10 protein-coding genes are annotated in these 12240 nt (G+C 54.6%); 3 read left to right on the top strand and 7 right to left on the bottom strand.

From position 1 onward, the window contains the following. Positions 1-18 precede the first annotated feature (18 nt). The 7 genes from atpA to J4D97_RS19325 form a co-directional block, all read right to left on the bottom strand. Entirely contained in the window at positions 19-1602 is a 1584-nt protein-coding gene (gene atpA, locus J4D97_RS19295; protein ID WP_208308996.1) for a F0F1 ATP synthase subunit alpha, read from the bottom strand. A 3-nt stretch (positions 1603-1605) separates the two neighbouring features. Next, positions 1606-2166: an ATP synthase F1 subunit delta gene (atpH, locus tag J4D97_RS19300; RefSeq protein WP_208308997.1), complete on the bottom strand. Its 561-nt coding sequence runs from the start codon at positions 2164-2166 to the stop codon at positions 1606-1608. Between the two features lie 87 nt (positions 2167-2253). Further along, positions 2254-2748: a F0F1 ATP synthase subunit B gene (locus J4D97_RS19305; protein WP_185282241.1), complete on the bottom strand. Its 495-nt coding sequence runs from the start codon at positions 2746-2748 to the stop codon at positions 2254-2256. A 187-nt stretch (positions 2749-2935) separates the two neighbouring features. Further along, positions 2936-3202 carry an ATP synthase F0 subunit C gene (gene atpE, locus J4D97_RS19310; RefSeq protein WP_185282240.1) on the bottom strand — a complete coding sequence of 89 codons (267 nt, stop codon included), beginning with the start codon at positions 3200-3202 and terminating at the stop codon, positions 2936-2938. Between the two features lie 54 nt (positions 3203-3256). Next, positions 3257-4312, bottom strand: a complete 1056-nt coding sequence (gene atpB, locus J4D97_RS19315) for a F0F1 ATP synthase subunit A (RefSeq protein WP_208308998.1) — start codon at positions 4310-4312, stop codon at positions 3257-3259. Between the two features lie 33 nt (positions 4313-4345). Then, entirely contained in the window at positions 4346-4753 is a 408-nt protein-coding gene (locus J4D97_RS19320) for a hypothetical protein (protein ID WP_208308999.1), read from the bottom strand. A gap of 26 nt (positions 4754-4779) precedes the next feature. Continuing rightward, the gene (locus J4D97_RS19325; protein WP_208309000.1) at positions 4780-5019 is read right to left on the bottom strand and encodes an AtpZ/AtpI family protein; all 240 of its coding nucleotides are present in this window, start codon (positions 5017-5019) and stop codon (positions 4780-4782) included. Between the two features lie 209 nt (positions 5020-5228). Here J4D97_RS19325 and J4D97_RS19330 point away from each other — a divergent pair, with 209 nt between their 5' ends. The 3 genes from J4D97_RS19330 to uvrC all read left to right on the top strand — a co-directional run. Further along, the gene (locus J4D97_RS19330; protein WP_208309001.1) at positions 5229-8222 is read left to right on the top strand and encodes a tetratricopeptide repeat protein; all 2994 of its coding nucleotides are present in this window, start codon (positions 5229-5231) and stop codon (positions 8220-8222) included. Between the two features lie 126 nt (positions 8223-8348). Next, entirely contained in the window at positions 8349-10688 is a 2340-nt protein-coding gene (locus J4D97_RS19335; RefSeq protein WP_208309002.1) for a penicillin-binding protein 1A, read from the top strand. A gap of 137 nt (positions 10689-10825) precedes the next feature. Then, a partial coding sequence (gene uvrC / locus J4D97_RS19340) for an excinuclease ABC subunit UvrC (protein WP_208309003.1) occupies positions 10826-12240 on the top strand: 1415 nt, incomplete at its 3' end.

A 12240-nucleotide genomic window follows, 5' to 3' on the forward strand; every position in this document is an offset into this window, starting at 1 on the left:
CAACTGACAGCTAGATAATTATTTCGAAGCGTATACCGCCGAAAGGTCGCGGGCTACCTGACGAATGGCGTTGGTCACGCTGTCGTCGAGCTTACCGGCTTTCAGAGCTTGTAAAGCCTCGGGGTGGCGGGTGGTCATTACTTGCACAAACTCCTTCTCGAACTCGCGCACCTTGTTCACGGGCACCTGGTCGAGCAGACCGTTGGTAGCAGCGTAGATAACGGCTACCTGGTCTTCTACGCGCTGGGGCGAGAATTGCGGCTGCTTCAGGATTTCGAGGTTGCGGCGGCCACGCTCAATGGTGAGCTTGGTCGAAGCATCAAGGTCAGAACCGAATTTAGCGAAGGCTTCCAGCTCGCGGAACTGCGCCTGGTCTAGCTTCAGCGTACCAGCTACCTTCTTCATCGACTTGATCTGGGCATTACCCCCTACCCGCGATACCGAGATACCCACGTTGATAGCCGGACGTACACCCGAGTTGAACAAGTTGGTTTCGAGGAAGATCTGGCCGTCCGTAATCGAAATTACGTTGGTTGGAATATAGGCCGACACGTCACCTGCCTGCGTTTCGATGAGCGGCAGGGCCGTCAGCGAGCCACCACCTTTGGCGATGTGCTTGATGCTGTCGGGCAAATCGTTCATGTCGCGAGCAATCACATCGGAAGCGTTGATCTTCGCGGCGCGCTCCAGCAAGCGGCTGTGCAGGTAGAATACATCACCAGGGTAGGCTTCGCGTCCGGGAGGACGACGGAGCAACAGCGACACCTCACGGTAAGCCACAGCCTGCTTCGACAAGTCATCATACACTACCAGTGCGGGACGACCCGTATCGCGGAAGAACTCGCCGATGGCAGCACCCGTGAAGGGAGCGTAGAACTGCATAGGAGCTGGGTCCGAAGCCGAAGCCGACACTACTACTGTGTAGTCCATAGCACCACCGCGTTGCAGGGCGTTTACTACCTGGGCTACCGTAGAAGCTTTCTGACCTACGGCTACGTAGATGCAGAATACTGGCTCACCGCGGTCGTAGAACTCACGCTGGTTCAGGATGGTGTCAATGGCTACCGTCGACTTACCTGTCTGACGGTCACCAATGATCAACTCACGCTGGCCACGGCCAATCGGAATCATGGCGTCGATAGCCTTGATGCCGGTTTGCAGGGGCTCGTTTACAGGCTGACGGTAGATAACACCAGGAGCCTTACGCTCCAGTGGCATCTCGTAGGTTTCGCCTGTGATAGGACCACGGCCGTCGATAGGCTGACCCAGCGTGTTTACCACGCGGCCAATGATGCCCTCGCCTACCTGGATAGCAGCAATTTTATTGGTACGGCGCACCGTAGCACCTTCCCGGATATCAGAGTAGTCGCCGAGCATTACGGCACCTACGTTGTCTTCTTCCAGGTTCAGCACTAGGGCTTGCAGGCCATTTTCAAACTCAAGTAGCTCCCCCGACTGGGCTTTGCCCAGCCCGTAGATGCGGGCTACACCGTCGCCTACCTGCAAAACCGTTCCGACTTCTTCGAGTTCGGCTTCGGTCTTGAAGTTCGACAACTGCTCCCGCAGAATAGCGGATACTTCATCCGGACGTACTTCTGCCATGACTTATAGTTGGGATTGGTAGGGGTTCTTAGAAAATTCGGTCCGCAGCTTTTGCAGGCGGTAGCGCACGGAGTCGTCGATGAGCTGGTCGCCTACCCGCAGCACGAAGCCACCAATAAGAGCCGGGTCTACCTTTTCCGTTAGCTGCACCTCTTGCGAGCCGGTTTGCTGCTGCACCAACGTATTCATGCGGGTGCGCAGTTCTGCTGTGAGCGGCGTGGCCGTGGTTACCTCGGCTACCTGCACGCTCTTCAACACATTATATTGATGAATGAATTCCGGCCCAATATATTCCAGAGCGCTTTCGCGGTTTTTCTGGGTGATGATGGACAGGAATTTCATCGTCAAATCCGAGACTTTGCTTCCGAAAACAGCTTTCAGAATAGCCAGTTTCTTATCGTGGTTCACGATAGGGTTGCGGAGCAACAGGCGTAGGTCGCGGCTCTCGTCCAGCGTTTGGCGGAACAGATCCATATCAGCCTTCACGGCCGCCAGATTGCCCTGCTCTTCTGCCAAATCCAGCAGCGACTTAGCGTATCGGGAAGCAACTCGTTGTTCAGACATTTTTTTTAGCTGATAGCTGATGGCTGATGGCTAGTAGCTCTTGTCGTGCTTGTAGAAGCCAACAGCTAACCGCCACTCGCGAACAGCTTAGTTAAGCTTTACTTCTTTCAGGTAAGAATCCACCAGCTGCTGCTGGGCGGGGGCGTCGGTTAGCTCGCGGCGCAGGATGCGCTCGGCTACGTCAATCGACAACTGAGCGGCGGTGTTTTTCACCTCGGCCAGCGCCATGTTCTTTTCCTGTTGGATAGCTTCGCGGGCTTGCGTAATCATGCGGTTGCCTTCCTCAGTTGCCTTATTCTTGGCTTCCTCGATGTGCTGGGTAGCAACAGCCGAGGCTTCCTTCAGAATACGGTCGCGCTCCAGACGGGCTTCGGCCAACAGTTTTTCGTTGCTGGCTTTCAGCTGCTGCATTTCCAGCTTGGCCTGGTCGGCCATGCGCAATGCGTTTTCAATGGAGGTTTCGCGCTCCTTCAGCGAGCTGAGGATGGGGCGCCAGGCAAACTTGGCGAGCAAGAACAGTACGATGAGGAAAATCACCGTCTGCCAGAAAATCAGGCCTAATTCGGGGGTTACGAGATTCATGGGAGGGTCGTCAGTCAGCGATACATCGTACTGCGTAAGCAAAAAACAGGTAGGCAGGTGCAGTGAGAAAGAAGCGGCATCTTACGCAACGCCGCCTTCCTATAACTCCCTACCTGAAAGCTGAATCAGCCCGCTACGCCGTGCGCCGAAGCGAAGCGCAGCGGGCTGCTCCATCTACTGCTCTACCTTATTGGGGCGACAGGTTGAGGGAAATCAGCAGGCAAACTACCACTGCGAACAGGGCCAGACCTTCAATGAGGGCGGCTACGATCAGCATAGCAGTTTGGATCTTGCCCGAAGCCTCCGGCTGACGGCCGATGGCTTCCATTGCCTGACCACCAATACGGCCAATACCCAGACCAGCGCCCAGGGCTACTAGACCAGCACCGATACCGGCACCGAATACAGCCAGACCAACCGAATTGGCAACCTGCAACAACAAAGAGAGAAGCATAATAAAAGAGGTTTGTGGGGAGTGTGAAAACAAAAAAAGAGGGGTGGTAAAACCTTAGTGAGCGGCCGTGGGAGCAATATGGTCGCCCTCCATCTGGTAGTCCGCCTCATCGTGGTGATGCTCTTCTACCGCGCCGCCAATGTACATGGCTGTGAGCAGGGTGAAGATGTAGGCTTGCAGAATGGCTACCAGCAATTCCAGAATATTAATGAACAGGCCAAAGGCCAACGAAGCAGGGCTGATAGCCAGGCTGCGGAAAATGAAAATCAAGCTAATGAAGCTCAGCGTTACGATGTGGCCGGCCGTCATGTTAGCAAACAAACGAACCATCAGCGAGAAAGGCTTTACCACAACACCAATCAATTCCACCGGAATCATGATGATGAGCAGTGGCTTGGGTACGCCGGGGGTGGCAAAGATGTGCGCCCAGTAGTTTTTGTTGCTGCTGAACAAGGTGATGAGCAGCGTCATGGCGGCCAGCGTGAACGTCACGGCGATGTTGCCGGTGAGGTTGGCGGCGCCCGGCGTGAGGCCCAGCAAGTTGTTGAACCAGATAAAGAAGAACACCGTGAGCAGGTAGGGCATGTACTTCTCGTACTTCGGCCCAATGGATTTCTTAGCTACCTCATCCCGTACGAAGATGATGATGGGCTCAAAGAATGACTGCAAGCCCCGCGGTGCTTGTCCGTGGCGCTTCTTGAAGCCATTACCTACGCTGATGAAGAGAATCAGCATCAACACGCTGCTCAGCAATAGCGCGAAGGCATTCTTCGTTAGGGAGAAATCGTACACCTTGCCACCGTCCTCGGCTACCAGATGTTCGTGCTCCAGCTTCAGGCCGTGGTAGGTTTCGCCTTCAGCCAGATGCTTCGACGAAAATACCTCTACTCCTTTGCCGGGTTGGTAGGCAATAACCGGTAGATAGGTAGTGAAATGGTCGTTATCGGTGGAGAACCAGTGCCACTCGTGCGAATCGCCGATGTGGTGCAGAATCATCTCGCCCGGCTTGAAGGCTTCCGAGTCTGAAGCCTCTGTCATGGTGTCGGCGGTGTGCTGCGCGAAGACGGGAAGCGAAAGAATCCAGAAGAGAGCAATAAATAAACGCTTCATTCAGAAAGGCTTAGTGATGGGTTCACAAAAACTTCATGTAATAGTTACACCCCGTTTTGAAAACGGGCGCAAGTTACTCAGAACAGTCCAGACTTCAAATCCGGCGAAGAGAAAATAGAGGATAAAAAAGGCGCCGAGGAAGGTCCAACGAGCATCGCCTTCGCGGGCGCCACCCCGGTAGAGGTAGACCAGAACCAAGCCCAACGACAAAAGCAGCCGCAAAACCATGGAGCCGAAATAGGCCGCCATGAAGTTATCGGGGCTGATGCGCACCAGACGTAGGGTAATCCAGTACGTGATGATGGTAATAAGTATAAAGAAACTGAAGATGTAACCTGCTAAGGGGTGCACGAGGGTAGTACCATACTGTGTATGCAAGGCATATAGCACAGCGCCGATGAGCAGGGAGAAAATCAACAGTTGGCGAAAAAACTGTAGCATATATTTTATGATGTACGCGAAGAACGCTACTCGTCGTGGGTGACAGACCGAATTACCTGGTACATGGCGCCAATTACTCCCACGAGCACAAAGGCCACGGTCCACCACGGTTTTTTGGTGTGCAGGTAGTCGTCCAGCTTTATCCCGATGAATGTGAATACCCCAATAATACCCAGCATCTGAAAGCCTAGCCCTGAATACTTGGCCAGCGCACGCAAGCGGTTATTGCTATCAAAATCTGGCTCGGAAGGGGTAGGAACGGCCATAAAAGAGGCATTGGGGGTGCGAAAGTATTGATTTTCGGCGTACTACCTTTCTTTCTACGCAAACTCCGGCTTGCGCGTCGGCCGTTTGCCCCGGAAAATCCCGTAATTTTACCGGTCTGACGGCGTTGTGTAGAAATCCCGCGCAACATGGCCGAACAAATTGGCCGACGGCGTGCGTTTTACCTGCTCCATACCGCGTCTACCTGCCTGTGCCTTTGATTACTCTGCTACCTTTTCGTCTGCTCTCTGTCCTAGCTGGCTGCTTGCTACTGGGCGTATTTCTCACGGCTTGTTCTTCCGAGAACCGCTCGCTGGTTGGTCATGCCTATGATAATGTGGTAGCCCGCGACAACGCGTATTTTCTGGCGCGGGAGAAAATGCGCGCCGTAGAGGCAGACCTCTATAAAGCTCGCGTAAACGACTACAACCACGTCCTGTCATTGTTTCCTACCCTCGACGAAGCCACGGCTACTCGCCTGGCGGCCGACCTCGACGATATCATCAAGAAAGCCTCCCTACCCATCCAGCACCGCCCCGGCAGCGACTGGACCGACGATGCCTACCTGCTGGTGGGCAAGGCACGGTTTTATAAAATGGAGTATGAGGACGCGGTAAAAACCTTCCGCTTTATTAACACCACCAGCCCGGATATTAATACGCGTCATGCTGCTCTCATTTGGCTGATGCGCTCGTTTATGGCGATGAAGGAATACGAAAGCGCCGCCGCGGTTTCCTCTATTCTGGAGCGGGAGGAAGGTACGCCGGTAAATGCTAAGGACTTGTTTCTGACCCGCGCCGAGTATTATTTGGCGATGAACGAGCCGCAACGGGCCATTGACAACTTGGAGCGAGCGGTGCCGCTGGTAGAGCCCAAGAATGAGCAGTCGCGCACGCGCTACATTTTGGCGCAGCTGTATCAGCAGGCCGGAGAAGACAAGAAAGCTTACGCCGAACTGAATCAGATTCTAAAGCGCAACCCGCCCTACGAGCTGGATTTCTACTCCAAATTGCTGTTGGGCCAGGTGTCGAATTTGGATCAGGAAGATCGGACGCGTTTAAATAAATACTTCGCGAAGCTGCTCCGCAACCCGAACAATAAGGAGTACCGCGACAAGATTTACTACGAGATGGCGCGCCTGGAATACCGCCAGCAACGCTACCCCGAGGCTTTGACGCTTCTGCGTCAATCGGCTAGAGCCGGTGGTAGCAACCGTGCGCAGAAAGGCTACACTCAGTTGCTGGCCGGGCGTATTTATTACGACAACCTACAGAAATATCGTGCCGCCGCGGCCTACTATGATAGTGCTGTGCAAGCGATGCCCCGCGAGGTGCCCGAGTACGCTGTAACGGCGGAGCGGAGCGAAGTGCTGCAACAGTTTGCCCAGCAGATTACGATTGTGGAAACGCAGGACAGTCTGCAAGCCCTGGCGAAACTGGCGCCAGCTGAGTTGGATACGCGCTTGAATGCCTACGCTCAAGCTGAGTTAGATACACGCCGCGAGGCGGAAGTACGCGCCAAGAAAGCCGCTGAAGCACAAAACCGCCTACAAACAGCGACTGGCCTCAGTGCGGAGCGCTCCGGCAACGTGGGCACCGACCCCGATTTGTTTGCCAGTACCAGCACCGGCGCGGCTTGGTATTTCGACAACCCTACCTCCATGAGCACGGCCCGCGCCGACTTCTTGCGGAAGTGGGGTAATAGACCACTTCAGGACAACTGGCGCATCGTAACGCAGGCCAGCAACTCGCCTGTGAACGATCAGAACGGCGGGACACCTGTAACGGCCATAGCAGCCGGCAGCGAAAATATTGTAAACGGTGCCCAATTGGGCTCCACGCCAGCCGCCGCACCTACCCCAGAAGCCCAATTGCAAACGCTGGTAGCGCAGTATCGCCAAAGCATTCCGCTTACGGAGCCGCAGTTGCAAACCTCGCAGCTTCAAGTGGAAGAGGCATTGTTTGCGCTGGGGGCCATCTACCGTCTTCAGCTGCAAGAGCCGGCCCGCGCTATTGAATCCTACGAGCAACTGCTGACGCGTTTTCCTGCTACCAAGCACGCCCCGGAAGTATATTACAGCCTCTACTTATTATATAAGGATCAGAATAACCCGCGGGCTGAAGTATACGCGCAGAAGCTGCGGGGTCAGTTTCCAAACTCATCGTATGCCAAGCTGGTGGCCGATCCGGAGTACCTGCGGCGCGTATCCGTTGCCAATGAGAAAATGGGGGTGCAGTTGGATTCGGCCTTCGCGCAGTATAAGCGGCAGGATTTTACTCAAGCATCCGCTACTCTGACGCAGGCCCGACAGCAATACCCCGATACCGATCTCAACGACCGGGCGGCTTACTTGAATACCCTGCTTACCATCCGGACCCAAACGCCTCCTACGGCCAAAGCAGCCGTAGAAAAATTCATTAAGGAGTACCCGGATAGTCCATTGGTGAGTGAGGCCACTACGTTGCAGGCATCTTACCAGAAATACGAGGCTGGGCAGTTGCCGGGTGCGCTGGCCAGCACGCAGAAACCCATCGTATCCAACTTCCGGCCGGGTGAGGTAGACACTCGCCCGCGGGCTTACTACCAGGCTCCCGTGCCTGCAACGCCAGTAGAGGTGTACCGCCCGGAGCTCCCGGCGGCCTCACCATCGCGCAACATAGTGCCTACCCCTGGCGCCACTCCTACCCCACCGGCAGGGACTGCTGCTCCAACACCTGCACCATCGTCGTCGGCACCGGTGCCAGCGCCTGGTCAGACGCCTACTCCAGCTGCCGCGTCTCCGGCACCAAATGGTACTGCCCCCGCACCTGCGGCAGCGGAGCCTGCCAAATCGGCTACCCCCTATACCGCAGCGCCTACCTCGGCGCACACCGTAGCGTTGGTTTTCTCGTCAGACGCCACCCTGCTGGCGGAACTGCCCAAGCAGTTGGAAGCTTATAATGGCCGTTTCTACCGGGCTAAGAACTTATCGGTGCAAACTGAGGCGCTCGGAGATGCGCAAGTTTTGGTAGTCGTGGGCAGCCTCCCTACCCTGAAGGAAGCACAGAGCTATGCGCTTAAGTTGCGCGGACCTCAGTCGCCGCTAAGCCGATTGCGGGGCGCGGGCTACCAAACAGTTGTGATTAGCACGGAGAACCTGCCGCTGCTACGTCAAACCAAGAACCTGGAAGAGTACCAGCAATTCTACGACAACAATTTCCGCTAATTTTGGGTGAAGTATTGATGCAAATGCCGCCGCTGTTAATAATATTTTTGTTTGCAAATCAGAGTATTAGGCAGGGCAGCTTTCCATTTCCTACTTCATTCTTACTTCTCAACTTTTACTTCTCCCATGGCCTATCCTGCCACGAAGAATAAACCCTCCTCGCGCAAACCTCAGCGGAGCCACCGCTTCCAGGGCATCACCCGGACGCTGTGGGTGCTGTTTGGGGGCGGGCTGGCGCTGTTCGTTCTGTACGTCTGGGCTGTCAGCGTCAACTTTCTGAACCTGTTTGGGCGTATGCCCAACCTGAAAACGCTGGAAAATCCGAAAAGCGAACTGGCTTCCGAGATCTATTCGGCCGATGGCGCACTGATGGGTAAATACTTCCGCGAAAACCGCACGCCCGCCGAGTATAAGGACCTACCTCAAAACCTGATCGACGCTCTGATTGCCACCGAAGACGTGCGCTTCGAGGCCCACTCGGGTATCGACTTGAAAGCAATGGGCCGGGTGGCTAGCGGCATCCTGACGGGTAGCAAAGGCGGAGGTGGCTCTACTCTCACGCAGCAGTTGGCCAAGCTGTTGTTCCGTACACGGGAGGACCTGAACGACGGCCTGCTGAATGACACCAAAGGCCTGCGCGTACTCATTGTGAAGACCAAAGAGTGGATTATGGCCGTGCGCCTGGAGCGCAACTACACCAAGCGCGAAATCCTGCGCATGTACCTCAACCAGGCTGAATTTGGCTCGAATGCCTTTGGTATCAACGTAGCAGCCAAGACGTTCTTTAATAAGAAGCCCAAAGACCTGAAGCTGGAAGAATCGGCTTTGCTGGCGGGTTTGGTGAACGGGCCGTCGTGGTTTAACCCCGTCCGTAACCCGGAGCGCTCCAAGCGCCGACGCGACTGGGTGCTAGGTCAGATGCAGAAATATGGCTACATCACGGAGCCCGAGTATTCAAAGGCCGTTGCCACCAACATCAAGCTCAACTACAGCGTCGAGAATCAGAACAAAGGGATTGCGCCCTACTTCCGCACCGAGCTAGGCAAGCTTCTGCTACAATGGGCCCGCGAAACCGACCACGACCTCTACGCCGACGGCCTGAAGATTTACACGACCATCGACTCGCGTATGCAGAAGTACGCCGAGCAAGCCGTGGCCGAGCACATGAAGCAGCAACAAAAGCTGTTTGACCGGGTGTGGAAGGGCCAGCAGCCCTGGCGCGATGAAAACGGCCGTGTGATTCCAAACTTCCTGCAAACCGCCATCAAGCGTACGGGCCGCTACCGCTCGCTCAACAACCGCTTCGATGGCAATAAGGACTCCATCAACTACTATCTGCGCAAGAAGTACAAGATGACGGTCTTCACGTGGCAAGGCGAAAAGGAAGTGACAATGTCCCCGATGGACTCACTGGCGTACTACAAGCGTTTCCTACAAACCGGATTCATGGCCATGAACCCACTGAATGGACAAATCAGGGCGTGGGTAGGCGGCAACGATTTCCGCTACTTCAAGTATGACCACGTAAAGCAGGGCATGCGCCAGCCGGGTTCTACCTTCAAGCCCTTTGTGTATTTGGCGGCCATCGACCAGGGCTATTCGCCCTGCTATCAAGTGGCCGACGTACCCGTAACGTTTCCTGCCGAGGCGGGCCGCCCTAGCTATACGCCCCGAAATTTCGAGGGCAAATACTCTGGCCAGATGTATACGATTCGGCAGGCGTTGGCGCGGTCAATGAACTCCATCACAGCCTTTCTAGTACAGAAACTAGGACCCCAAACGGTGGTAGAATACGCCAAACGCTTGGGTATCACTTCCCCCATTGAGGCGGTGCCAGCCGTAGGATTCGGTTCCAGCGACGTGAGCGTGTTTGAACTGTGCGGCGCCTATGGCACCTTCGTGAACAAAGGCGTGTGGACCGCCCCCATGATGGTGACGCGCATTGAAGACAAAAACGGTAATACGCTGATTGAGTTTGTGCCCCAGACTCGCACGCCCATCAGTGAGGAAACCGCCTACCTGATGACCTACCTGCTGCAAGCCTCTACTACAGAGCGCGGCGGCACCAGCACCATTCTGAAAACTGGCTTCAAATTCCCCTACGAAATGGGCGCCAAGACTGGCACCACCAGTAACTATTCCGATGGCTGGTTCATGGGCATCACGCCCGACTTGGTGTGCGGCATGTGGGTAGGCGGCGAGGACCGTAGCATTCACTTCCGCTCCGGCCGCGACGGCCAGGGTGCCCGCATGGCCCTACCCCTCTATGGCTTGTTTATGAAGAAGGTGTATGCCGACAATAAGAACATCGGCATTAGCACCGGTCCGTTTCCGAAGCCAGCAAAGCCGCTGACTGTGGAAATTGATTGCAGCCGCTACTACGGCGCTGGTCAGCGCGACACCATCCCAGACGACCAGAAGCTCAACCAAGTGAAACTAGAAGATATCCGCAATCAGGATATTTAGGGCATCTTTTCATAAAAAACAGCAAATGGCGGTGATAAACACTCGCCATTTGCTGTTTCTATAGGCCACAGTTTCTTACTGAATCTCCTGTTCCTACCAGTGCGTACGCACTAGGAACTTCCGACTTACCCTATCCTATGGCTGCCAACGCCCACTTGCAAGAACAGATTCGCCATTTGCCCCATCGTCCTGGTATTTATAAATACTTTGATGATGAGGGCATTATCTACGTTGGCAAGGCGGTAGATATACGAAAGCGCGTAAGCAGCTACTTCACCAAGCAGGACCACAACAAAAAGACCCAGCAGCTGGTCAAGAACATCAAGCGCATCGAGTTCACCATTGTGGACAATGAGTCAGAAGCCTTTTTGCTGGAGAACAACCTCATCAAGCAGCATCAGCCCAAGTACAACATCCTACTGAAAGATGGCAAGACGTATCCCTACCTACTGCTGACCAACGAGCGGTTTCCGCGCCTCATCCCAACCCGCAACAAGAAGCCCGGCGATGGTCGCTATTACGGCCCCTACGCCAACCTCACAGCCATGAACGTGATACTAGAGCTAATCAGAGCGTTGTATCCGTTGCGGACTTGCACCTATAACCTGTCGCCCCAAAATATAGAAGCTGGTAAGTTTAAAGTTTGCTTAGAGTATCATCTTGGCAACTGCAAAGGGCCATGCGAGGGCTTGCAGGATGAAGAAACGTACAACCAATACATTGCACAGATTCGGAATATTCTGAACGGTAACCTGACGGTAGCGCGGGCCTATTTCCGGGAGAAAATGACCGCCGCCGCTCAGGATCAGCAGTATGAGCTAGCGCATCAGTTCAAGCAAAAGTTGGATAAGCTGGAAGAATTCCAGGCCAAATCAACAGTTGTCAACGCGTCGCTGTCAAACATCGACGTATTCAGCATTGCGTCCAACGAAAAATCAGCGTTTATCAACTACCTCAAAGTGATGAACGGCTCTATCATCTTAACGCAGTCGTTGGAGGTAGTGAAGAAGCTGGATGAGTCGGACGCGGATATCTTAGCGCCCTTGGTCATGCAGATGCGCGAGGAGTTCGAGAGCCAATCAAAGGAAATCTTGACCAACGTACCCCTACCCGATCTGCCCCTACCCGGCGTAACAGTGGCTCAGCCACAGATCGGCGACAAACGTAAGCTCTTGGAACTGAGTCTCAAAAACGTACTCTACCTGCGCAAGGAAAAGGAAAGCATGAACGACCGCTCCAAAGACTTGAACGAGGTACGGATCATGGAAACTATTAAGAAAGACTTGCGCCTCACGGAGTTACCCAAACACATTGAGTGCTTCGACAACTCCAACTTTCAGGGCGACAACCCGGTGGCTGCGATGGTGTGTTTCCGTAATGCCCGCCCTAGCAAGAAGGATTACCGTCATTACCATATTAAGACGGTGATTGGTCCCAACGACTTCGATTCGATGTACGAAGTCGTAACGCGCCGCTACCGTCGCCTTGTAGACGAAGGTGCCAGCCTACCCCAGCTGGTTATCGTAGATGGGGGCAAGGGCCAGCTTAGCAT

The sequence above is a fragment of the Hymenobacter defluvii genome (assembly GCF_017589435.1).
In the GTDB taxonomy this organism is placed as follows: domain Bacteria; phylum Bacteroidota; class Bacteroidia; order Cytophagales; family Hymenobacteraceae; genus Hymenobacter; species Hymenobacter profundi.